The 24388-nt window shown below is 45.9% G+C and carries 17 protein-coding genes; 14 read left to right on the plus strand and 3 right to left on the minus strand.

All coding sequences use genetic code 11. The annotated features are described in order from the left end of the window. The first annotated feature begins 24 nt into the window (after positions 1-24). The gene (locus ACTHPG_RS08710; RefSeq protein ID WP_440388732.1) at positions 25-1668 is read left to right on the plus strand and encodes a sugar ABC transporter substrate-binding protein; all 1644 of its coding nucleotides are present in this window, start codon (positions 25-27) and stop codon (positions 1666-1668) included. 22 nt (positions 1669-1690) lie between these two features. Continuing rightward, entirely contained in the window at positions 1691-3040 is a 1350-nt protein-coding gene (locus ACTHPG_RS08715) for a glycoside hydrolase family 30 protein (protein WP_440388733.1), read from the plus strand. A gap of 113 nt (positions 3041-3153) precedes the next feature. Here the strand turns inward: ACTHPG_RS08715 and ACTHPG_RS08720 are convergent, their stop codons facing one another. Then, a complete protein-coding gene (locus ACTHPG_RS08720) occupies positions 3154-3558 on the minus strand; it encodes a hypothetical protein (protein ID WP_440388734.1) in 405 nt (134 codons plus the stop codon). 311 nt (positions 3559-3869) lie between these two features. Here ACTHPG_RS08720 and ACTHPG_RS08725 point away from each other — a divergent pair, with 311 nt between their 5' ends. Together ACTHPG_RS08725 and ACTHPG_RS08730 are read left to right on the plus strand one after the other, a co-directional pair. Continuing rightward, positions 3870-4862: a hypothetical protein gene (locus tag ACTHPG_RS08725; protein WP_440388735.1), complete on the plus strand. Its 993-nt coding sequence runs from the start codon at positions 3870-3872 to the stop codon at positions 4860-4862. Between the two features lie 59 nt (positions 4863-4921). Next, a complete protein-coding gene (locus tag ACTHPG_RS08730; RefSeq protein ID WP_440388736.1) occupies positions 4922-6028 on the plus strand; it encodes a glycosyltransferase WbsX family protein in 1107 nt (368 codons plus the stop codon). A gap of 40 nt (positions 6029-6068) precedes the next feature. On the opposite strand, the gene ACTHPG_RS08735 is transcribed toward ACTHPG_RS08730, so the two are convergent. Continuing rightward, the gene (locus ACTHPG_RS08735; protein ID WP_440388737.1) at positions 6069-6914 is read right to left on the minus strand and encodes an AraC family transcriptional regulator; all 846 of its coding nucleotides are present in this window, start codon (positions 6912-6914) and stop codon (positions 6069-6071) included. Between the two features lie 122 nt (positions 6915-7036). On the opposite strand from ACTHPG_RS08735, the gene ACTHPG_RS08740 reads away from it, so the two are divergent. Together ACTHPG_RS08740 and ACTHPG_RS08745 are read left to right on the plus strand one after the other, a co-directional pair. Next, positions 7037-8494, plus strand: coding sequence for an alpha-L-fucosidase (locus tag ACTHPG_RS08740; protein ID WP_440388738.1), 1458 nt, complete (start codon positions 7037-7039; stop codon positions 8492-8494). Positions 8495-8796: 302 nt separating this feature from the next. After that, the gene (locus ACTHPG_RS08745) at positions 8797-10170 is read left to right on the plus strand and encodes an exosporium glycoprotein BclB-related protein (RefSeq protein ID WP_440388739.1); all 1374 of its coding nucleotides are present in this window, start codon (positions 8797-8799) and stop codon (positions 10168-10170) included. Between the two features lie 130 nt (positions 10171-10300). On the opposite strand, the gene ACTHPG_RS08750 is transcribed toward ACTHPG_RS08745, so the two are convergent. Continuing rightward, positions 10301-10747 (minus strand): hypothetical protein, encoded by a 447-nt coding sequence (locus ACTHPG_RS08750; protein ID WP_440388740.1) that lies wholly within the window; start codon positions 10745-10747, stop codon positions 10301-10303. Positions 10748-11729: 982 nt separating this feature from the next. Between ACTHPG_RS08750 and ACTHPG_RS08755 the strand changes: the two genes are divergently transcribed. The 8 genes from ACTHPG_RS08755 (at position 11730) to ACTHPG_RS08790 (ending at position 24373) form a co-directional block, all read left to right on the plus strand. Then, positions 11730-16976 carry a S8 family serine peptidase gene (locus tag ACTHPG_RS08755; protein WP_440388742.1) on the plus strand — a complete coding sequence of 1749 codons (5247 nt, stop codon included), beginning with the start codon at positions 11730-11732 and terminating at the stop codon, positions 16974-16976. 199 nt (positions 16977-17175) lie between these two features. Continuing rightward, complete coding sequence (locus ACTHPG_RS08760; RefSeq protein WP_440388743.1) at positions 17176-17937, plus strand: YheC/YheD family protein; 762 nt, start codon at positions 17176-17178, stop codon at positions 17935-17937. A 143-nt stretch (positions 17938-18080) separates the two neighbouring features. Beyond that, positions 18081-18263 carry a sporulation protein Cse60 gene (locus tag ACTHPG_RS08765; RefSeq protein WP_440388744.1) on the plus strand — a complete coding sequence of 61 codons (183 nt, stop codon included), beginning with the start codon at positions 18081-18083 and terminating at the stop codon, positions 18261-18263. Between the two features lie 155 nt (positions 18264-18418). Further along, complete coding sequence (locus ACTHPG_RS08770) at positions 18419-19591, plus strand: GntR family transcriptional regulator (RefSeq protein ID WP_440390192.1); 1173 nt, start codon at positions 18419-18421, stop codon at positions 19589-19591. A 223-nt stretch (positions 19592-19814) separates the two neighbouring features. Beyond that, positions 19815-21116: a glycoside hydrolase family 125 protein gene (locus ACTHPG_RS08775; RefSeq protein WP_440388745.1), complete on the plus strand. Its 1302-nt coding sequence runs from the start codon at positions 19815-19817 to the stop codon at positions 21114-21116. 96 nt (positions 21117-21212) lie between these two features. Then, entirely contained in the window at positions 21213-22592 is a 1380-nt protein-coding gene (locus ACTHPG_RS08780) for an extracellular solute-binding protein (protein WP_440388746.1), read from the plus strand. Between the two features lie 67 nt (positions 22593-22659). After that, positions 22660-23526, plus strand: coding sequence for a carbohydrate ABC transporter permease (locus ACTHPG_RS08785; RefSeq protein WP_091016580.1), 867 nt, complete (start codon positions 22660-22662; stop codon positions 23524-23526). 22 nt (positions 23527-23548) lie between these two features. Beyond that, a complete protein-coding gene (locus ACTHPG_RS08790) occupies positions 23549-24373 on the plus strand; it encodes a carbohydrate ABC transporter permease (RefSeq protein ID WP_076211825.1) in 825 nt (274 codons plus the stop codon). Positions 24374-24388 lie beyond the last annotated feature (15 nt).

Below are 24388 nucleotides of genomic sequence, written 5' to 3' on the forward strand. Positions count from 1 at the left end.
CCCCAATATGAGGAGGAACAAAACATGTTGAAGTTGAACAAGGCATCAGGAAAAAAAGGGATTACATTGTTCGCGACATTGCTTGCAGCCGTGATTATGATAACAGGTTGCAGCGGTGGATCCGGGGGCTCCAGTGAAGGGAACTGGGTGTCCATTGAAGATCGTTATACGGTTGATCCGGAAAAGCCGGCTTGGCAGCTGGATAAAAAAGAAGAGGCGACCGACCTGACCTGGTATGTCAATGCAGACTGGTGGAACACCGATTTTGGCAAGGACATCGTCACCAAGAAAATCAAAGAGGATCTGAATATCAATATTAAATTCATCACGGGTGATGACACGAAGTTAAATACCTTTTTCGCGGGTGGAGATATGCCTGACTTGCTGACCGTATTTGACTCCAATTCTCCTGTGGTACAAAAAGCGGCAACCTGGGCGATGCCGCTGAACGATCTGGCTGAAAAATATGATCCTTACTTCAATAAAGTTGCGGCTGCAGATACATTGAACTGGTTCCAGTTGGCGGATGGTAAAACCTATGGTTACCCGAACTATTCCAATACACAGGAAGATTATGATAGCGGTAACATTCCTGCCAAAACGGCATTTATCATTCGTAAGGATGTGTATGAAGCTCTGGGTAGTCCGGTCATTGGAACGCCAGAAGAATTCCAGAGTGTAATGAAACGAATTAAGCAAGAGTTCCCTGCGCTGATTCCGTTTGGATTCAACTCTATTGGTGAAGGAACAGGGTCACTCGGGGATACATTGCAAGATTTCATCGGCGTTCCGCTGGAGACCGAATCGGGAGAATTCTACGATCGTAATCTGGATGAAGATTATCTTACGTGGCTGAAAACACTGAACACCGTGTACAGAGACGGCAATATCAGTGATGACAGTTTTGCCGATGATGGAACGGCTTTTGAGGAAAAAGTAAAGTCCGGCAAATACGCGACCATGTTGCTGGACGGGACACCACAACAAGGCGGGAACCTGCAAATCTACATGAGTGCCAATCCGGGCAAAGAATATGTCGCTATTGATGGACCGCAGAGCACCAAAGGCAATGCACCAACATTGAATCAATCGGGGATAACGGGGTGGATGATCAATTACATCTCCAAGGATTGTAAAGATCCAGCCAAGGCTATTCAGATATTCACTTATTTATTAAGTGAAGAAGGCCAGACACTCATGAATTACGGGATTGAAGGCGAAACCTACCAAACCAAGTCGGACGGTAGTGTAGAGTTGCTGCCGGCGGTGAAAGACCTGCAACTGAATAACGCAGATCAATTCAAAAAGGATTATCGGATGGGTGAGTTTATGTTCTTCGGTCATGATCGTCACAAAGCACTCAGTGCCGATGCATTTCCGGAAGCGATTAAACAGATGCAGGAGTGGGGCAAAGGCAAGCTGAAACCACATTTCATTCTGGAGAATATTAGCCCGGATCAAGGTACACCTGAAGCTCGTGCGTTGTCAGCAATCAATACGAAATGGAATACTACGCTGGTCAGTATGGTACGGTCCAAGGATGATGCCTCATATGACAATGCATTAGCTGCCTACAAATCATTTTTAGGTGAAAATCGCTGGGAAGAGATTGTGAAGGTACGCAGTGAAAAGATGAAACTGAACAAAGAGAAACTGGGCATTCAATAATTGAAATATGAAGGAGAATCCTATGACTACATTCAAAGTGTACAAATCAACAGGAGAAGATGAATTATTCGTATCCGTGTCCCTGGATCAATTGCAACCGCACGCCCCTGATCTGGAGACAACGACCATTCTTCTGGATGATCAGCTAACGTATCAGGAGATGGACGGATTTGGTGCTTCTTTTACCGATTCTTCTGCTTATCTGATCAATCATATCTTGAATGAGGAGCAGCGGGATGAGCTCATGTCCCGGCTGTTCCATCCGGAGAAAGGGATTGGGCTCTCGGTCATTCGCAATCCGATGGGGGCTTCGGACTACGCCCGAACAGTATACAGTTATAACGATATGCCAGAACAGCAAACAGACGCAGAACTAGCTCAATTCAGCATTGCGCATGATGAAGAGGACGTTATTCCTTTAACCCAACAAGCATTAGCATTGAATCCTGAATTGAAACTGTTCGCTTCACCATGGAGTGCACCCGGCTGGATGAAAACGAGTGGCTCCATGATTACCGGACAATTGAAGACGGAGTGGTATCCCGTATATGCCGAATATTTTGTGAAATACATTCAAGCATATAGAGAACATGGATTACCAATCCATGCCATCACACCCCAGAATGAGGCGCTATATGAACCGGGGCATTATCCCGGTATGTTGATGCCGGCCGAAGCACAAGCAGACTTTATCCAAAACCATCTCAAACCAGCCTTTATTAAAAACGACATTCTAACCAAAATTCTCTGTTACGATCACAACTGGGATCAACCGGACTATCCACTCACCGTGCTGGAACAAGCGGGAGAGGAAGTTGACGGCGTGGCCTGGCACTGGTACGGGGGCGATGCATCTGCTCAAACGAAAGTATACGAAGCCTTTGCGGGCAAAGAAGTGCACTTCACCGAAGGCTCGGGCGGCGAGTGGATCCCGCCATTCGAACAGGCCTTCTCGAATGTGATACGAACGGGAATTCAGATTCTTCGTAATTACAGCAAGTCGTTTGTACTATGGAATATGGCACTTGATGAAAACAACGGGCCAACCGTTCCGGGATTTGGCCGCAGTACGTGTCGCGGGATCGTTCAGGTAAATCAGCAAACCAAGGAACTTACGTATACACTTGATTATTATGCCCTGGCACATTTTAGTGCTTTGATTCGTCCCAAGGCTGTTCGGATTGAATCGACGTCCAGTGATGATGGAATTTATTCTGTGGCTTTTAAAAATGTCGATGGTTCCATAGCAGTAGTCCTCTTCAATGATGGGGAGGAGACGGGCAACGTACAGGTTAAGCTGCGCAACGATGTGTTGATGAAGTTCGAGCTGGTAAGCAAGAGCGTCTTGTCCGTATTAATCACAGATGTATAGATAGATGAATTTATACTAGGCTATTATCATTAGAGAAGAAACCAAAAGAAGCGATATCCGGAGTATAGACGGATATCGCTTCTTTTGCTGACATTGTCTGTGGATGGTTCATTTTATAACGGTTGAATGGCCAGATGGGGTGTTCCACTACTCTCATCAACGAACAGAATATATTGGTTGCCAGCGGTTCCGGTTAAGACCAGACCGGGTTGACCCGCAACACCAGGATTGTAATATCTGAACTGTTGTAGAGTTGGTAGAGACACGGGAAGAGAAGGCTGATTGAGTGCCATTAATTGTGTAGCAGCCTTAACGCTATCTCCAGCTTGGATTACTCCGCCTACACCCAAATGATTGACAATTGAAGAGCTGGCGTTGATTTGCAGGCTGCCTGCTATGGTCTGGCTGCCATTGACATGTAGATCAACACCAACGGTTTGATTACCATTAACCTGCAAATTCTGATTAATCGTCTGATTGCCGGTGACAAGGATACTATCAAATGTTGGCAATGACATCATCTCCTATATAGTATTCTTATATTCTATGAGGACAAGATTTGAACCGACCCGGGTGACCACACATTATATGTACGAGTTAAGGCCCGTTTTGCGAGGAAGAGCGAGTGAAGCGGTCAACAGAAGAAACCATGCCACTAACTTGTGCATATTGTAGGCAGAGAATGTTTTCGTATGGAACGGGAGGGTTTGTTATCCGAAAGAAGTCAAAAATGCAAGTTAAGGCGATCAAAAAGAATCGTTCAGTTCACGATGCAAACCAGTTATTTCTGAGACAAATGCATGCAGTGCTAAACAGAAAACTCAAATCCATGCGCAAACATATGGCAGTACAGCAGTTGGATCTCAAGCAACAATGGTTGAAAATGATGCAGGAGGAACATGCATCTAGCCGAGTAAAATCCAAAGTGATCTATAAGGAGTTAAATGTGCTTCTGATTACACCGTGTAATGACCGGGAAATGTCATCACATTGTGTACTGATTGAACAAAGCCTTAAACATCTCGTGAGGCATGTAAATGAGATTAAATATATAGAATCCGTTTCGGCCAGTCTGTCTGCGATGGAGGTTGACCTGATTCTGATCGTGGGAAGTGATGAACATTTGCCAAATGAGAATATCACTGCATTAAAAGCATCAACCGCCAAAAAAGCAATCTGGTTGTCTCCGAATCAAGATGGAAGTCAAAGTGATGCGATGTTGCCGTGGTTAGATCACGTGTTTGTGCAGAGTTCATGGTCAATGAGCGACCATCAGCAGCATCTGGCCGGTTCTGCTCTTAATGAACTGTTCATGCCGCCTGATCCCCATATATTTTGTCCGCAAGTTGTTCCCCCGGAGTACGAATCGGATGTTTATATCATCGGAGATGTGGAACCGGATGATATCTTTACGACGTTTGCCACATCCGGCATTTTGAATGACAAAATAGTTCGGGTGGATGGGAAGGGCTGGTCACACCTTGGTGAGTTCTATCCAGTTCTCAAACATGAAGCTCGTCAGATGTTGTATAACGGAAGCAAAATTGTTATTCATAGTGGAGCATCGATCAAACACATGATGGAAATTGCCGCCTGCGGGACGTTTCAACTCATAGGACCATCGGCGAATCAGAGTAACCTGGTAGATCTTAGCATCTTCCAACAATTCGCCTCCTGCGAAGAACTCATTCAGAAGTTTGAACATTACTGGCAGAGTATTGATGCAAGAAGACTGGCAGCTAGTCACGCCTTGGCATACATGAAATACAATCAATCCCATCTGCAAAAAACACTGCGACTGTTGGATATCATTTTCATATAAACCATCAAGAATCGCAGGAGTGTAGGCTGCATCATGTTGCTGCATTGGAGGCGTTCAAATTGAAGGTTATTGCTCTGCATCTACCCCAATTTCATCGGATTGAGGAGAATGACCGTTGGTGGGGAGACGGTTTTACGGAATGGACCAATGTAAAAAAAGCTACTCCTTTATATTCAGGTCACCATCAGCCTAACCGGCCATTTCAGGGGAGATATTATGATCTTTCCGATCCAGATGTACGAAAGTGGCAAGCAGAAACTGCGAAACAACATGGCATTTATGGATTTTGTTATTATCATTACTGGTTCAAAGGCAAGCGTTTGCTGGAAAAACCGGTTAATGAAATATTGAATAGCGGGGAGCCTGATTTTCCATTTTGTTTGTCCTGGGCCAATGAAACATGGACCAGAAAATGGGATGGGCAGGAATCGGATATTCTGATGGCGCAGAACTATGGGGATCGGGATGATTGGGAAGAACATTTTAATTATCTGGTAAAGGTATTTAAAGACAACCGATATATTCGAGTGAAAGGCAAACCATTATTTCTGATCTATCGGCCAGCCAGCATTCCTCGATGTGATGAAATGATACAGTTTTGGCGAGAATTGGCTCTGGAACACGGTCTGGAAGGCATCCATTTTGTGCAGACTATTGGCGGATTTCCTACATTTAATCACCAGACTTTTGATGCAAGCATGGAATTTGAACCTCATTATACCTTTGCACATGGACATATGAATGGAATCTGGATCGAAATGAACATCAAGGGCCAGCAGCATATTGCTGTAAATTACGATAAGGTATGGTCCTCCATTCTCGAACGAACACCGCACCGTAACGGAGAAATTGTCTATCCAGGCGCTTTTGTCAATTGGGACAATACACCGCGGAGAGGCGTTGACGGACAGAGTACGCTCGGTTCTACTCCAGAGAAATTTGGGCTGTATCTATCAAGACAGATGGAGAGAGCAAGGACACTGTACAAAAGTGAATATCTTTTTGTTAACGCATGGAATGAGTGGGCGGAAGGGGCGTATCTAGAGCCGGATCAAAACTATGGTTATGCTTATTTGAGAGAACTCAAAAAAGTAACTCTGCATGAATTGGGAAATATAAACAGGTCTGCAGATATAAACAGGACTTTAGGAGGGAGTTCCGAATGAGGGAACTCTCTCTCTCTCTCTCTCTCTGATATGAGCTTATTTATAAACCATGTTTCGTTGTGACTATCGTTTTTTGTCTGCGGTAATCTGTGGGCGTGAGTCCTGTATGCTTTTTGAACTGTCTGGAGAAATAGTACAAATCACTAAAACCGAGATGCTCGGCGATGGCGGTGATTGTGTTCGGGGTGCAGGTCAGCAGCTCCTTGGCTTTATCGATTTTTTTGCCAGCAATGTAGAGGATCGGAGGAAGGCCAATCTGCTGCTTGAAGAATCGAATGAAATAATTGGGATGCATGTAAGCAATCTGGGCCAGATCCTGTACTGAAATATTCTCCTCGATATTGGAATCAATGTAAGCCAGAATGGCAGATAATTTCTCCATGACAGGCACGTTGATAAAAGAAATCTGTTCCAGATCCAGATTCATAAGATAGTGGGACAGTAACTCGGTCAATTTGCTCTTGGCCATCATATGAGCATAGACTTCACCGGATTTTGCATATGTAAGGATACTGCTGAAAATCTCTTGGATCAACTCAGGTTGATCTATCGTGCAGATGTGAGGGAATTTCAGAATTTGGAATAGATTGATTCCCCCAACCTTCGCGCTAAAGTGACACCAATATTTGAGAAAAGGGCGGTCATTAATGGCAGAGTAGGATTGTTTGATTCCCTCAGGCATTAAAATAAGCTGATTAGGCGCAGGGTAATATTCCTCATCCCCAATCTTGAGCCAACCTTCACCTTCACATATGAAATAAAACTTGCTGTAATCGGGCGTGTAATCCAGATCCCGCCAATCCGTATCGCAACGATTGTAATTGACCATAAATAATTCGACTTGGAGATTAGACAGGTAGTTCGTAAGCAAAGTTTGGTGATTCATACTTTTCATCTCCATACAAGGTTATTATTGTCCATCTAAAAGTTAGTGTTCTGCATGTTTATCCTTCGGCCGGAGCACTACAATACAACTACAGACGATATCAGAAGGGATGAGAACATTTCATGGACAAACACGAATATATGCAACAGATTGAAGCAACGATTGCGAACGGTAAATTCAAGGACAATTGGAGTTCACTGAGCGCTTTTCAAGTTCCCGAATGGTATCCCAAAGCAAAGTTTGGCATATTCATTCACTGGGGACTGTATTCTGTACCCGCTTTTGATAGCGAATGGTATTCGCGAAATATGTACATACAAGGCACCAAAGCTTATGAGCATCACCTTGCGGTGTATGGACCTCATAAAGAATTTGGATATAAAGATTTCATACCGATGTTTCGTGCAGAGAAGTTCGATGCAGACGAATGGGCAACGTTATTCAAAAAGGCCGGAGCCAAATATGTTATGCCAGTGGCTGAGCATCATGATGGATTTCAGATGTACAAGAGCTCTATCTCTCACTATAACACATATGAAATGGGCCCCAAACGGGATCTTCTGGGTGAGATGAAGACTGCGTATGAGAAGCAGGGGCTGACCTTATGTGTGTCGTCTCACCGCGCCGAACACTGGTTCTTCATGTCTCACGGGAAGGAGTTTGATTCCGATATTAAGGAACCCCTGGAGCGCGGGGATTTCTATTGGCCAGCCATGCCTGAGCCGGATCATCATGATCTGTATGGTTCGCCTCCAACCGAGGAGTATCTGGAAGACTGGTTGATTCGATGCTGTGAACTGGTGGATCAATATCAGCCGAAGGTCTTCTATTTCGATTGGTGGATTCAAACGGTTGCGTTCAAACCCTATCTTAAGAAATTTGCAGCTTATTATTATAACAAAGGTGAAGAATGGGGCGTGCCTGTAGCTATCAATTACAAACATGAGGCTTATATGTTTGGAAGTGCCGTTCCGGATGTGGAGCGGGGACAGTTCGCCGAGCTCAAGCCCTATTTTTGGCAAACCGATACGGCTGTCGCTAAAAACTCATGGTGTTACACCGAAAATAATAACTATAAAACGGCTGAGGAGATCATTCGGGATCTCGTCGATATTGTAAGCAAAAACGGAAATTTGCTGCTGAACATTGGACCCAAAGCAGACGGCAGTATACCGGATGAAGATCGCGACATTCTGCTCAGCATCGGCAAGTGGCTGGAAGTGAACGGGGAAGCGATCTATGACACGTCTTTCTGGCGCACGTTTGGCGAGGGACCGACAGAGGTGAAGGAAGGTCAGTTCACAGATGGAGATACGAAGATATTTACAAGTGAAGATATACGGTTTACGGTAAAAGAGAGCAATCTGTATGCCACCGTTCTTGCCTACCCGGATAACGGAGTGATTCACATTAAATCGCTGAAGGAAGGTTCTCATCATTTTCAAGGTGTTATTCAAGACATTCAGGTACTTGGATACGAAGAAAAACCGCAATGGGAGAGAACTGCGGACGCACTGACAATCACAACGACAAATGTGAGTAGTAATGCACCGATTGTTTTCAAAATTGAATTGGACTAATCAACAAAGATCATTTTCAATACGGTTATATAAAGAGGGCGCATTCAGGAGTTTCGTACTCATCGGATGCGCTCTTTGGGTTGCTCTTCAACGATTTACTCTCGTTTCCGAGTTTGAACTGTTGATGGGTGAGACTTGCGCTTTATTCCGAATTCGGGGTGAAAGCGAGATGTGTATGTTCACACGCGGTTAGAAATATTCAGTTTATATTGCGAATATAATTTGTGTAAGTGCTGTCAGTATGGCTCGACCGACTTCGTATTAAGTAGTAAATTGACTCACTAAGGAGGAGGAACCGACAGATGAAGCCAAAGAAACGTATACGATTTGGTGGAAACATATTTAAGAAAAATAGGGGAGAAGAACCACACAAGTGCTTTGAAGTCAATGCTGAATTACTCTTCAAGCTGATTGGTGAGTTGAAAGGAGCCATTGTACAGGTTTTTGCCAATCCCACTCCGCACAATGTTTCACTTCTGATCGAGGTATTGCGTAAATTACTTGCCCTGATTCATCATTCGGACTTGAAAAAGGGAACCCGGGCAGACCTCGAAGCAGTCTTGGAACTTACAATTGTATCTGCAGAGGCCGTTCCACTTTCTCCAATCAGTGTGGGAACCAATTTGCAGCAATTGCTGGATGTGCTACTCTCTGTCGTTTTACAGGGAAATATCGAATCGGATGAGAAAGATCAACTGGTTATTTTGATCCGGGCGACCGAATTAGCTATCACAACAGGGCTTAGAAACGTAGGGAGTCAAGGTCTGGCAGGACCTGCAGGACCTGCGGGTCCTCAGGGCGTACCTGGTCCACAAGGCCCGGCTGGCGCTGCAGGATCTCAAGGGAGTGTAGGTCCTGCTGGTACACCGGGATCAGCAGGGGCCACGGGAACTACCGGAGCAACGGGTGCGGCAGGCTCGGCGGGTGGAGCAACAGGAGCGACAGGTGCAACGGGGAGTACTGGAGCTGTTGGGGCAGCAGGTGTTACAGGAGCAACAGGTGATCCAGGCATAGCAGGAACCGCGGGGGTCACAGGCAATACGGGCGCAGCCGGAATCGCAGGGATAACCGGAGCTACCGGGGTGACTGGCGCACCCGGAATTACGGGAATTACGGGAGTGACTGGCAGCACTGGCGTAACAGGCGCTACGGGTTCGGGAGCTATCATACCGTTTGCTTCCGGCGGACCTGCCATATTGACAACAATTGCTGGTGGATTGGTAGGAACGACAAGTCTCATTGGTTTCGGAAACTCGGCAACCGGAGTCAGCATTCTGGGTGGCACGATTGATTTGACGGGGACGGTTGTTGGCCCACTCATTAACTTTGCGTTCTCAACCCCACGTGATGGCGTTATTACTTCCATCGCTGCCTATTTTAGTACCACAGCATCCTTGGCCTTGGTCGGTTCAACGGTGACCATCACCGCGCAATTATTCAGTTCACCTACTCCGGATAATGCATTCACTGCGGTACCAGGGGCCATCGTTACACTGGCGCCGCCACTCACTGGTATTATTGCTTTGGGTAGCATCTCCAATGGCATAACAACCGGATTGGCCATACCGGTGACAGCAGAGACGCGTCTTCTGCTCGTTTTCTCCGCAACGGCAGCTGGACTTACCCTTGTGAATACTGTTGTTGGTTATGCAAGTGGTGGCGTGAACATTACATGATGAGATATACATGTTGATTTGGGGCCGAATCAATCGTTTCTTTCAAAATCATAAAGTAACCCCATGACTCATGAGAGCCATGGGGTTTGAACTTTTTATAAATAGCTGTGATATCTGTTACTATCAAGCATTAGTAGTAAATGTCATAGCTTCCACCATAACTATTTGGTGAGTAAGCTACAATTTTATGATAACCATACAAGTTACCAAGTGTAATGCTTTTCGTTCCAAAATCAGACACGATTACTCTTCCACTTCCCTTCAGATTTCCACTCATATCTTCAACATTAAACACATATTCCCCTGTTGTAAGCGGAGTAAACATAAAGGTGACATTTCCACTCAAGTATATATCGGTACTGTATCCTCCATTGAAATACTCTCTTAAGGGATTTTGGGCAAAAATATTAATTTCATGTGCTTGGGACTGCGGTTGTGTCTGAATTTGTGTCTGAACTTCCTGGGAGGAAGGGTTAGTTACCGTAAGAGCTTCATCCGCGAACACTGCTGGAACAGATGCCAATAGCATCGCCATGGAAGAAAGAGCTGCAATTGTTGTTTTTTGATATTTTTTCACAATCAAACATCTCCTTATGGTATATAAAATTTAAATTAAAGTAGAGTTCGTACTTTTCACAAAAAGACAAAAGATCAGTAGAGCAGTAGCTTTCCTCACAGTCATTTCCTAGGATGAGAGTGAGGTTGATCTGGCGCCAAATGTATGATGCAAGATAATCCTACATTTAATTCCAGATATATACAATACAGTTTACAGGATTTTCTATACTATTTTTGTTAAATATATACTTTATTCATATATAGTTCACAAATTAACATTTATAAGATCAGACAATTAAGAGGGGATACAAGATTCGAACACGCTATTAAAACGAAAAAGGACACGGCAGGATAAATCTCTGTGGCTCTTTTCTGGAAAAGTAATCTTGAACATCAGATCGTAGTTTCATAGAACTACTATTAAACAAAGCGGGATGCATAAATGCGAAATGAGGGTGTAAATGCTTAAGCGACATGAGACACATAAAAGCATTAAATAGGCTTATTTTCTAAAATTTTCAATAAAAGTGCTTGTATATATCGAATAATGATTCTATACTATACCAATAAAATCCAATTAAATTCCTAATTGACTATTATATGTAATTTAAAGTGTCTCTAACTCACTCGAAACACAATCCAAATTCATATTCACTACTCCTTGGCAAGCGTTCTGCTAACGCTCCAGATCACCCTTCCACATGAATGCTTATAGACATTCACACTCGTTTGCACAACTCAAACACTCAAATCTTTTACTTTCTTGGCTTAACTCGACTTATTCAATCTCCTAAACTTCCAAGTGAAAAATCATAGACTGATCCGTTATCTCTTCTGACCCCTATAGTTCCCTAACCAGACCTGTAAAGGAGGTGAGGCTTTATGTGAGATCCAGGGCGCTTATTCCGTCCACAATAAAGGATAGTTTACCGTTTTATTCTGCAGAGAAGGGCATAGGTACCAGACTAAATTACAAAACCGGGTAAAGGGAGTGGAAAAGTTTGATAAAGATTAATCGGTTACGCAAGCCCATCTCCATGGGGCTCTCGCTTCTCCTTGCATTTTCGATCATTCATCCGGTTTCAGCTGAAAACTCCACGTCATCCAAATTGGATATGAAATCTGGACTCGCCAAAGTTTCGGAGTCTAAAGTAAACGCCAAGTTGACAAAAGAATTTGAGGGTAGTGAATATGTTACCTATTTGGTGAAAATGAAGGAACAGGTGGATACAGCGGCAGTCTCCAAGCAGGCCCTCGAAAAGGCGACTATCGCCAAACAAACGGCTTCAGCCACAAAGCTGTCCGTTCGGAATTCGGTCGTCAGCTCTCTGCGGGAAACGGCCTCACGTACACAATATCCATTGGAAACTTATCTGGAAAAGGAAGTTGACCAGGGCAAGGTCAAAGAATATAAAAGCTATTTTATTGTCAATTCACTGGCAGTGACGAGTACCAAAGAAGTCATGGAACAGATTGCGCTGCTGCCTGAGGTAGAGAAGATTCTACCGAATGAGACACGATACTTACAGAAAGCCGAAGTGAGCAAAGAATCAGCGAATGCGGCATCAGCCAAAGAGGCTGTCCAAACGCCAGCCAAAGACTCTTCAGTTGGAGTCAAAGACAATGAGCCTGCTGCCAAGGACAAGCTTGCAACAGAGAACGTGGAATGGAACCTGGACTACATCAATGCACCAGCCGTGTGGGATCGGGGCATCGATGGAACAGGGATTGTCGTTGCAAATCTGGACAGCGGTGTGGACTATACCCACCCTGCGCTTCGCAGCAAATGGCGGGGACTGGATGCTTCAGGCAATATCGTTGATCCCGAACTGAGCTGGTATGATCCGCACAGTAATGCTTCTCTCCCTGCGGACGAAGACGGACATGGTACGCACACTATGGGTACAATGGTTGGCTCGGAAGCAGATGGCACCAACCAGATCGGGGTTGCCCCCGGTGCAAAATGGATTGGTGTACGGATATTCAATCCGGAGACAACAGATGCCATTATTCTGGATGGCGGACAATGGTTGATTGCTCCGGTGGACGCGGAAGGCAATCTTCATCCTGAACTTGCACCAGATGTCGTGAACAACTCATGGGGCGGAGGCGCAGGACTGGATGAATGGTTCCGGCCCATGGTTCAAGCCTGGCGTGATGCGCAGATCTTCCCCGAGTTCTCCGCAGGGAATGTAAGATTGACAAATCCGGGTGGCCCCGGCTCTGTTGCGAACCCTGCCAACTACCCCGAAAGCTTCGCCACGGGAGCCACAGATATTAATGGTAACCTGGCTTCCTTCTCGCTGTTGGGTCCATCTCCTTATGGTGAGATCAAACCGGAAGTATCTGCTCCTGGTGTGAATATTCGCTCAGCAGTTCCTGGTGGTGTATATGAGGGAGGATGGAACGGAACGTCCATGGCAGGCCCCCATACAACTGCGCTTGCTGCACTCCTGCTTCAGGCCAATCATTCCCTTACGGTGGACCAGCTGGAGCAGATCATTACAGATACGGCCACGCCAAGAACAGATAGCCAGTATCCGACATCACCTAATAACGGCTACGGTCACGGCATTATTAATGCTCTTGATGCTGTGGGATCTGTACTCGAAGGGATCGGCACAGTATCCGGCAGAGTCGTTACAGCCGGAGATGATCTGGAAGAGCCGGTACTGGAACACACCCCTGTCAATTCAGCCTTTACTGGTATTGATATACCCCTAACGGCTCATGTGACAGATAACGTCGCGGTAGTCTCCGTTGAGGCATTTGCCAAAACGACAGGTACTAATCAATATGTCTATCTGCCGATGAATCGGATTGCCGGAGATAACAAAGATGGTACGTATACAGCGACCATTCCAGCATTTCTTATTGAGCTACAAGGTGTAGAATATTATATCCGCGTGAATGACTATGGCAATAACGGATTCGATAGTCAGGTATACAAGGTGTCTGTCTCCAATGGTGTTCAGCCAGGATATCTTCAGGATTTTGAAGAAGATCAGCTAGGCTTCACCACAGGCGGCATCGGAAGTACATGGGTATGGGGAGCACCAAGCAGTGGTCCTGGAAGTGCATACTCCGGTGACAAGGTGATAGCAACCAACTTGCAAGGCACTTATCTGGCGAATAGCAATGCATATCTGCTTGCGCCACCAATTGATCTTACTGAGAGTCCGGAAGGTGCGTTATTATCTTTCAAACACTGGTATGATCTGGAGAATAACATCGACTTTGGCAAGGTATATATCGCTTCCGAGGATAGCGATTATGTGTTCGAAGAGTTGTTAAGCTTCACCGGTACGGGGGGGGACTGGAAGAAACAATATGTGGACCTTCGCGCATACGCGGGACAGCAGGTATTTGTCAAATTCAATCTGACCAGTGATAACTCGGTCCAAAAGGCTGGTTGGTATGTTGATGATTTTGCAGTTGAAGAATTGGATGATCTTGCACCGGGAGCTCCTGCGGGAGTGACTGCAACTGCTGATATTCTGGGCAACGTAGCCTTGAGCTGGACTGGACCGAGTGATGAGGATCTCGAATCCTATGTCGTATATCGTTCCACAACCGCAGGTACAGGGTATGAATCCATTGGAAGTACAACAGGAACAACGTTTACGGATACGGCTACAGTTACGAATTCGACCTATTACTATGCCGTTGCCGCACTAGATTATAGTGGCAATGAAAGTGACAAGTCGAATGAGGTCTCCATTACCGTGGAGGTGCCTGAAGATATCTACATCGATCATTTCGACGGCAGTGATGATAATGGCTGGACTCATTCGGGAACCAAAGATGAGTGGGAACGCGGCATTCCGGTAACGGGACCTGCCAGCGCCGTTTCTCCGCCGAATGTCTGGGCAACTGATCTCGACAATACGTACGAGAATGGCTCCAATTATTCGCTCGTATCCCCGGTCATTGATTTGACGGATGTATCCGAAGGAACACTTACGTTTAATCATTGGTACGAGATTGAGAGCGGATACGATTACGGATATGTGGAAGTTACCAAAGATGGTGGAACAACATGGTCAGAACTGGGCAAATTCTCACATAGTACAAACGGTAAACAATGGACACCGGTATTTTATGACCTGGATGCACTTACAGGCAATGAAGTACAATTCCGGTTCCGTCTGACTTCAGACAACAGTGTTGTGAAGACAGGTTGGTTCATTGATGATTTCCGCGTACTGGGTGTTGCGGCGGAGACGGTTACAGAGGACAATGCGGTTGTGCTTAACAGTGACAAACCAAAACCGTCCTATGATAACCCATGGTACAAAATTACGCGGACAGACAAAGCGGAATTCAACAAAACGAAACAGCAACAACCGGAAGTCGAAAAACCAGGCACAAGTTCGGTTAATCCACAAAGCCTGCCTGCAAGTGCAACGGTTACCGTACTGGAAACCGGACGTTCGGTGAAGACGGATTCGGCTACAGGCAAGTACAGCTTCACACACGTAGCAGGTGATTACACGTTAAAAGCTGAGGCATATGGATATTATCCTCGTACCCAGCAGGTGACGATCACCGATGGCAGTGGAGCCAAAGCCAACTTTAATCTGGAGGCAATCCCGCATGGACAGATTGAAGGTGTAGTAACGGATGAGCGGACAGGACAACCACTGGCTGATGCTTCCGTTCTCGTGGTCGAAGATGCCAATGTAGGTGAAGTTCGCACAGGTTCAGATGGCAGCTTCGTTATTCAGGTATTGGAAGGAAGCTATACTCTATCCATCCGGGCGGCTGATTATTACAGTAAAACCGTCACTGTGACTGTAACTGGTAATGGTACGGCAGAGGCGAATGTTGCCTTGAAACCATTCATCGGTTTCCCAGGGGAAATTGCTTATGATGATGGAACAGCAGAGAACGCACGAGCTTTTAACGCTGCGGATAACGCTTGGGCAGTTCGAATGACACCAGAGCTGGAGACCGCTCAACTGACAGGTGCATCATTCCGTTTCTGGAACACCGAGTGGCCTGTACCTGGAGGCACAGCGTTCCAATATGCCGTATATGATGCATCGGGTGCGGGCGGAGCTCCGGGACGACAGCTGGCTGGACCATTTGACGGTACTGCACTTCGTAACGATCAATGGACAACTGTTGAATTCCCGGAACCGGTTATTGTAACGGGTGATTTCTATATCGTGTATGTACAAAGTGTAGCTGGAACTGGCGCTCCGGGACTCGCTACCGATGAGGATGGTACGAATGCAGGTCGAAGCTGGCAGCGAGTAGGCGGGGCGTGGAGCACTTCACCTGCAGAAGAAGGTAACTACATGATTCGTGCAGTTGTGAGATATCCGGTAAATGCACCTGTGCTCACAACACCTGCCAACACGTATACGAATCAATCAACCTTCACCGTGTCGGGAACGTCTCCGGCATCCGGCGCTCAAATCAAGATCTACAACGGCAAAGATCTGGCTGGTACGACAACTGTGGCAAATGGGAAGTTCTCACACGGTGTGAAACTCCGTTCTGGTATCAATGCGATTACTGCCGAGGCAGTGGTGGACGGAAAAACAACCGACCGTTCACTACCCGTTGTCATCATTTTGGATCAGACCAAACCGCAGTTGACGATTGTGACGCCAGCTCAGGGGGATCGCATTAATGCAGAAGTTGTTCACGTAACGGGGAATGTCGTGGAACAATTCCTCGATAAGGTAACCGTCAACGGACAAACCGTACAAGTGGGCAAAGACAGAAGCTTCAGTCACCGCGTATTGGTTAATGAAGGCGAGAACACGATTACCATTACAGCAACCGATATTGCTGGTAACAAAACGACCGCAACCCGAACCGTCTATGTGGAAACGGCGTTGCCAGAACTTACGAATATTACTCCGGCTGAGGATGTTCGAATCACATCAGGGGAGAGTGTTACCGTTTCATTTGACAGTAAACCTGGTCTGCAAGCCTCTTTCCGTATTCAATTACCTTTGAATCTGAATGCCCAAGGGGCAGGAGAGATTCCATTGGTAGAGACTGAACCCGGTCGTTACACGGGTGCGTACACAACACCTTCATCCCTTGTTCTGGATGGTGGAATCATTGTGATTCGTGCTCAGGATGCAGCTGGCAACAAAGTAGAAGCTGAAGCAGCTGGACGATTGTTCATCAGCACAGCACAAGAACAATCCGTTCCAGAACCAGATTCCAGCCCTGAAGAAACTGAAACGGAAGTGGGTCCACCGACCGCTGAGGGTCTGCAACCTTAATTACTCAAAGTGTGTCATAGATGATAACTGCATTTTGACGATCTGAATAAGAAGCCGATGAGCCGAGATACCCGGGCTTGTCGGCTTTTTGTTGCGTCCCGATTCATATCTGACGCCTAAGATTCGTTCGGGACGATTGCATATACTACATGGTTCGGAGCATCAGGATTAACTAATACGTTAACAGGAGGAATGAACTGTGGGAGTTGATGCATTACAACGATCCCAACCGTTACGAAGCAAATGGCTCAAAACCAAAATGTTGCTGAATAACGCATCTATCACGCCGTGTATCCCTGACACGCAGCGATTTAACCAATCCAACCTGAAGTCCATGCTGGATAAATATGGAATGGTGTATATCAAACCCGAGATAGGCACCTTTGGAATGGGAGTCATTAAGGCTGAGATGGACAATCATCAGCATTTTGCCTACCAGATTCATCAAAAGCGTCTAACGTTCAACAGCTTTGAATCGTTCAGTCGAAGTTTGACCCACCTGGTGAAGCAGAAAAGCTATCTTATTCAGCGAGGTATTCATCTCTTGAAACATAACAACAGGCGCTTTGACATAAGGGTAATGGTCCAGTTGAATCCAGGGCAGAAATGGGAAGCGACAGGGGTCATCGGCCGACTGGGTCACCCGAAGAAAATCGTCACAAACTATCATAGCGGTGCCAAGCCAATGAGCATTCACACCTTGTTGAAATCACATGCTTCAGATAAACGGGTTCAAGAATTGATCCAAGAGATGAACCGCTTGGGTGTTGATATAGCTCGACACATGAGTAAGAAATACACACGTTTAAAGAGCATTGGCGTGGACATCGGGCTGGATCGAAGTTTAACGCCATGGATTATTGAGGTAAATGCCAAGCCAGACCCCTATATTTTCAATCAGTTAAAGGACAAGACGATGTATCGCAAGGTGATGCGATATTATAGCCAGAGCCGACTATAATGGATGGCGGTGTCAAAAAGAAGTTAGAAAATATAAGGTTTTGCAAGGGGCAGATGGGAGTGCAATAGTTTGATATGCGACCTAAATGCCTAAAAGACGTATAATACCCCTAAGTCATTATCAAATGGATAGGGAGATGAACGATGAGAACACAAGTGAAAATATTTGAAAATGCAAGTACTTTAGAGTTGGAGAAAGAACTGAATGAATTTTTAAATGGGATCAATACTGTAAATGTAGTGGATATAAAGTATTCTCAAGTAGCCGTTTCTAACGGTGGTTATGTTATAAATCATTTCTCGGCTATGGTTATGTACGCCAAATAAATTTAATCATGAACTTAAGAAAATGAAGCATTCCATTGGGATGCTTTTTCTTTTGCTCTCATATGACAGCAGGGGAGTAGCCTTCTTTCTTCACATTAATGATATAACATGATATATTAGGATGTAGAACATGAGAAGTATGGGTATTTATGGAGGTGCTTGTATTGGGGAAAGACTCGGCATCCAAGCCGATGTATGAACAGATCTTTGAATCCTTGCGCGAACGGATACAGCTTCATGAATATCAAGTGGGTGAGCGTGTTCCATCGGAGAAGGAATTATGTGATGAATTCGGAGTTAGCCGGATTACAACAAAAAAGGCACTTGAGATGCTGGCGAGTGAACAATTAATTGTTCGTCAGCCGGGACGGGGTTCTTTTGTAGCCGACACAGCAGATGTGTTACAAGAAAGACCTAACAGGCCCGCCCCGCGTGCTGCGGTTAAAGATCCGGATAAGAAGCTGCTCATTGGTCTGGTCATGACCAACTTCAGTGACATGTATGGCACGGAACTGTTATATGGCATGGAAGAAGCTTCGCGAGAACATGATTGTTTTCTCGTACTTAGACGCTCCTTCGGGATTCCCGAGCAGGAGGAACAGAGCATTCAGGAATTGCTGGAACTGGGTGTGGATGGATTGATTATCTTCCCCGCACAGGGAGAATATTTCAGCGATGAGATTCTTAAACTGGTCGTTAACAAGTTCCCGTTTGTCCTGATTGACCGGTACCTGAAAGGTATTCCGGCTTCATCTGTCAGTACGGATAACGTAGGCGCGGCAAGAGAAGGGATGAATTATCTGTTCGATCTCGGTCATCGAAACATCGCTTTTCTGACACAGCCTCCGGCGAACACCACACCGATTGAAGAACGAATTGAAGGCATTATTGAGGCACATCAGGATCAAGGTGTACTGGTGAACAGGGAATTGTGGTTGGAATCTTTTCTTTCGACACTGCCTAGCGTGTTCGACCCTCAAGTTGAGGTTCGTGATGTGGAGACGCTGGTGGAGCATCTACAGAAATACCCGCAGATTACCGCACTCTTTGCCGCGGAGTACCATATTGCTTTACTTGCAGAACAGGCAGCCGATCGACTTGGTCTGAGAATCCCGGAAGATTTGTCCATCATTTGCTTTGACAGTCCGAACGCTGCCGAAGGAAGCCGTGTAACACATATGAGACAAAGCCAGTTTGATATGGGGAAACAAGCATTCGAGATGGTGCTTCAAAGTATGCAGAACAATGAAATGGCAGTGAACAGAGTTGTTTTGCCTGCCCGCTTGGTGAAGGGGAAATCAACAAGTTCGCTGAAACAAAAAGGTTAATTTTAGCGGCTATATCATTATTGGGTTCAGACAGGGACTTCGTGGAAACGAGGTCTCTTTTTGGCGTGGATTAAAAAAGGAGGATTATCTCAATTGGTATACTATTTAGTGACGAAAAATAAGAATAACATGCTAATATACAAATAAATATATTGACATAACATTATATTCGTTTTAGGATGATGAAAGCGGTTAACAAACTGGATTACATAAGGAGGACAACATGCTGACACCCAGAGATGATCAAGACATTTCCCTCTCGATCTACGACATGATTGATCGGGTTAACACACGTATGCCGGATTATTCGGAACTTAACCAAATGTTCAAAAATTGTTTTACCAATACGATGGCGACCACAATTCAGCGCAAAGAAGATGGAACGACTTTTGTGATTACGGGAGATATCCCTGCCATGTGGTTGCGTGATTCTGCTGCTCAGGTCAGACCTTATCTGGTTCTCGCTTCAGAGGATGAAGATATCGCAGACATGATCGCTGGACTGGTTGAGCGTCAGCTGAATTATATTCTCCTGGACCCTTATGCAAACGCTTTTAATGAGACGGAGAGTGGAAAAGGACATCAGGAAGACCTGACGCAGATGAATGATTGGATCTGGGAACGGAAGTATGAGATCGACTCACTGGCTTATCCGATTCAGCTCAGTTATCTCTTGTGGAAGAACACGGGCAGAACAAGTCAATTCAATAATACGTTCCGTAAAGCAGCCCAGATTATCATGCAGTTGTGGCAAGTGGAACAGCATCATGAGACGAAATCACCCTACACGTTCCAACGTCTAGATGCTCCCGAAACCGATACGCTCAGTCGTGAAGGACGAGGTACTGAAACAGTCTATACCGGCATGACCTGGTCGGGATTCCGTCCCAGCGACGATCGCTGTGAATATGGTTATCTGATTCCATCCAATATGTTTGCCGTTGTAGCGCTTCGATATCTGCAGGAAATTGCTGAAACTGTGTTCGAGGATGAAACGATGGCTGCCACTGCTAAGGAGCTGGAGGAACAGATCAACAAAGGTATTCAGGATTATGGCATCGTGGAGCATCCGGAATACGGAACCATATATGCATACGAAACAGACGGGAAAGGCAATTACAATCTGATGGATGATGCCAATGTGCCGAGCCTGCTGTCTTTACCGTATCTCGGGTATGTGGATGAGAACAACGAGGTGTATCAGAATACGCGCCGTTTTATTCTATCCTCGCAGAACCCGTATTTTTATGAGGGTACAGCAGCTGCTGGAATCGGAAGCCCACATACACCAGAAGGGTACATCTGGCATATCTCTTTATCCATGCAGGGGCTGACTACAGAGGATCGTAACGAAAAACTGCGATTGCTCCAGCTTATTCAGAAGACGGATGCGGGCACCGGATTGACCCATGAAGGCTTTTCGGCTAACGATCCACATGAGTATACCCGCCCATGGTTTTCATGGTCCAACATGCTCTTTAGTGAGCTGATGATGGATTATTGCGGATTCCGCGTACAGAAATAGGATTGCCTTCAGGAATAGATAGGCAAGCAAGAGATAACCTGCGAGTACATCATAACGTTTGGAGTTCATTGAATTCCGACAAGAGGAGAGCGAATCATGAGAAAAATATCATTGAAAATGCCGGTAGCAGCAGTTATGACATCCTTGCTCATTCTTACTACTGCCTGTTCAGGCGGAAGTTCAAGTACAGGCACAACCAGTGATGGCAAGAAGGAAGTAACCGTTTCGTTCCGTTCTTCAGGATCTGAAGATACACTTACGAAATTCTTCCAATCCGGTTTGGTGGATCAATTCGAGAAAGAAAATCCGGATATCAAAATCAATATTGCGCCTGTACTGGCTAGTGAGGGAGATTATACGTCCAAAATGGTTTTGCAGATGAAATCCCCGGATACGGCGCCTGATGTCATTGCCGAAGATACATCCATCATCAAATCGGATGCTGCTGCGGGATATCTGGAGCCGCTGGATACACAGGTTCAGGGATGGTCTGATTGGGAAGATCACATCATTGACAACCTGAAGGCAGGGGTTACAGGTGAAGATGGCAAGGTATATGGCGTTCCGGCTACCTCGGATACACGGGGAATTTGGTACAACAAGGAGCTTTTTCAACAGGCGGGACTTGAAGTTCCATTCAAACCTGCAAGCTGGGCAGAAGTTCTCGAAGCAGCACGTACCATCAAGCAAAAGCTTCCGGGTGTGACGCCACTTAATATGATCGTGGGCAAAGCAAACGGTGAAGGTGTCACCATGCAAACGCTGGAAATGCTGCTCTATGGTACGGCGGATACGCTGTATAACGACACGGGCAAGAAATGGGTCGTTAACAGCCCGGGCCTGCTGGATTCTTTCAAATTCATAGATCAAGTGTTTAACACGGATAAAACAGGCCCGACCATGCAGGTCGCTTTGAATGGACAAGCTGGCAGTATTGCATTCCAGCAACAGTTCCCGCAAGACAAACTGGCGATGGCTGTAGATGGTAGTTGGGCAGGTTCGACATGGGCCGAGAATGGTGCTGCTCCAATTGCCAACGTTGAAGAGAAAATAGGCTTTGCACCATTCCCAACACAAAATGGCGAAGAACCTGGGGCAACGACGATGTCTGGAGGATGGGCTTGGTCTGTTCCTGCACAAGCGAAAAATAAGGAAGCAGCTTGGAAATTTATCGAGTTCCTGATGAATAAGGAAAATGCGACTGCTCGTGTAGTGGCGGAAGGCAGCCTCAGCCCACGTAATGATTCCACGGAAGTTGAAGGTTATACGGATCGTCCATATACCAAAGAAGCACAGGAACTCTTGAATGTGGCCCACTTCCGTCCAGCGAACGATCAATATGCAACGGTATCCGCGCAATTGCAAAGCATTGTTGAGAGTATTGCATCTGGCAAGCTGACGCCGGAAGAGGGAATTACACAATTAAAGGACAACGTATCCCGTTCCCTTGGCGCGGACAGCATCGAAGAGAAATAAGGATATCGATATATTCGGAGGGGGAGGCACAATCTCCCCTTTTTCCGGTTCGAATGGAGAGTGACTTATGAAAAGGAAAGCACCAGGCTCATTTCTGTTTCTAATGCCTTCCGTACTGTTATTACTTGTGTTTTTCATTGTTCCCATCATTCTGACGATCTGTTTTGCCTTTACGAATATGGCTCTGACCGGGGCGGCAGCCAAGAGTTTGGAGTTTGTCGGATTCCAGAATTTCATTAATATGTTCCATGATCCGGACTTTCGGATTAGTGTCTGGCGCACACTGGTCTTTCTCATCTTCTCCGCAGTGATTGGGCAGGTACTGCTTGGATTCATTCTGGCTCTTCTAATGAAAGAAAAAAATGTGACGTTCCGCCGGGTCATCGGCATCATCGTTATTGCCGGTTGGGTGACACCCGAGATTGTTGTGGCATTCTGTATGGTTGCCTTTTTCAGTGACAATGGTTCATTGAATCAGATTCTCGGCTGGTTTGGGGCGAATCCGATCTCCTGGTTGTTCAGTTTCCCTATGGTGAGTGTCATTATCGCGAATATCTGGCATGGCACAGCCTTTTCGATGATGGTCTATCAATCGGCTCTGGATGATATTCCGAAGGAAGTCGAAGAAGCTGCCATTATTGACAGTGCTACGGGGTTCCAGATCGTCAGACACATTACGATTCCAATGGTAAAGGGGTCCATCGTGACCAATATGATGTTGGTTACCCTGCAGACACTGGGTGTGTTCACGCTGATCTATACGATGACCGGTGGTGGCCCGGGTACTTCAACACAAACCTTGCCGATCTTCATGTATAACCAGGCCTTTGTGAACTATCAATTTGGGTATGGCACAGCCATATCGCTGGTCCTGCTGTTTATTGGTATTATCGCCAGCCTGTTTTACATGCGATCCATGAAAGTGAAAGTGTAACCATGAAGGAGGTTCGATCCCTATGGTCAAACATGGGCTTCAACGTAAAATCCAGTACGGGATTCTAGTCTTTCTAGGGCTCTGTTTTTTGTTGCCGCTGCTCTGGATCATTCTGGCTTCATTTGATCCGAACGCACAACAGGGTATCAAAATGCCCAGTACCTGGACCATTCAAAATTTCAAGGATGTACTCGGGGATTCGAGCAATCTTCGTTCATTCGGTGTCGGCCTGATTCTGTCGGGTGGGCAAGCGATATTGGTTGTTCTGGTATCGGTTCTTGCCGCGTATCCTCTATCCCGTTATGAAATGAGATTCAAGAAGAGCTTCCTGTTATCGATTCTGTTCATGACAGCTCTTCCGATTACCGCCGTGATGGTTCCGGTATTCCAGATGTTTCTGTTCTTCAAAATGCAAAATAGCATCATTGCCACGATGCTGTTCCTGACTGCATCCTCACTTCCTTACGGCATCTGGATGATGAAAAATTTCATGGATTCAGTGCCGATTGATCTGGAAGAATCGGCTTGGATTGACGGCGCGTCCGTATGGAATGGATTAAGACGAATTGTGGCTCCGCTAATGTTGCCAGGTATTGCAACCATAGCGATATTTACCTTTTCGGGAAGTTGGGGCAACTTCTTCGTGCCCTATATCTTGCTCCAGACACCGGAGAAACTTCCGGCATCGGTCACGATTTATCAATTCTTCGGCAGCCACGGTATGGTTGAATACGGCAGATTGGCTGCATTTTCACTACTTTATACGATGCCTTCGGTTGTGCTGTACATCTTCTCCCAGCGTTACATGTCCAAGGGCTTCAGTATGGGCGGGGCAACCAAAGGTTAATGACAGGAGGTACGT

Source organism: Paenibacillus sp. SAF-068 (assembly GCF_051967555.1).
Taxonomy (GTDB): domain Bacteria; phylum Bacillota; class Bacilli; order Paenibacillales; family Paenibacillaceae; genus Paenibacillus.

Excerpts from the sequence above, each read along its gene's own strand:
- ACTHPG_RS08715 (WP_440388733.1), top strand. The coding sequence starts at position 1,691 with ATGACTACATTCAAAGTGTACAAATCAACAGGAGAAGATGAATTATTC.
- ACTHPG_RS08785 (WP_091016580.1), top strand. The coding sequence starts at position 22,660 with ATGAAAAGGAAAGCACCAGGCTCATTTCTGTTTCTAATGCCTTCCGTA.
- ACTHPG_RS08790 (WP_076211825.1), top strand. The coding sequence starts at position 23,549 with ATGGTCAAACATGGGCTTCAACGTAAAATCCAGTACGGGATTCTAGTC.
- ACTHPG_RS08725 (WP_440388735.1), top strand. The coding sequence starts at position 3,870 with ATGCGCAAACATATGGCAGTACAGCAGTTGGATCTCAAGCAACAATGG.
- ACTHPG_RS08740 (WP_440388738.1), top strand. The coding sequence starts at position 7,037 with ATGGACAAACACGAATATATGCAACAGATTGAAGCAACGATTGCGAAC.
- ACTHPG_RS08745 (WP_440388739.1), top strand. The coding sequence starts at position 8,797 with ATGAAGCCAAAGAAACGTATACGATTTGGTGGAAACATATTTAAGAAA.
- ACTHPG_RS08735 (WP_440388737.1), bottom strand. The coding sequence starts at position 6,914 with ATGAATCACCAAACTTTGCTTACGAACTACCTGTCTAATCTCCAAGTC.
- ACTHPG_RS08775 (WP_440388745.1), top strand. The coding sequence starts at position 19,815 with ATGCTGACACCCAGAGATGATCAAGACATTTCCCTCTCGATCTACGAC.
- ACTHPG_RS08780 (WP_440388746.1), top strand. The coding sequence starts at position 21,213 with ATGAGAAAAATATCATTGAAAATGCCGGTAGCAGCAGTTATGACATCC.
- ACTHPG_RS08710 (WP_440388732.1), top strand. The coding sequence starts at position 25 with ATGTTGAAGTTGAACAAGGCATCAGGAAAAAAAGGGATTACATTGTTC.
- ACTHPG_RS08720 (WP_440388734.1), bottom strand. The coding sequence starts at position 3,558 with ATGTCATTGCCAACATTTGATAGTATCCTTGTCACCGGCAATCAGACG.
- ACTHPG_RS08765 (WP_440388744.1), top strand. The coding sequence starts at position 18,081 with ATGAGAACACAAGTGAAAATATTTGAAAATGCAAGTACTTTAGAGTTG.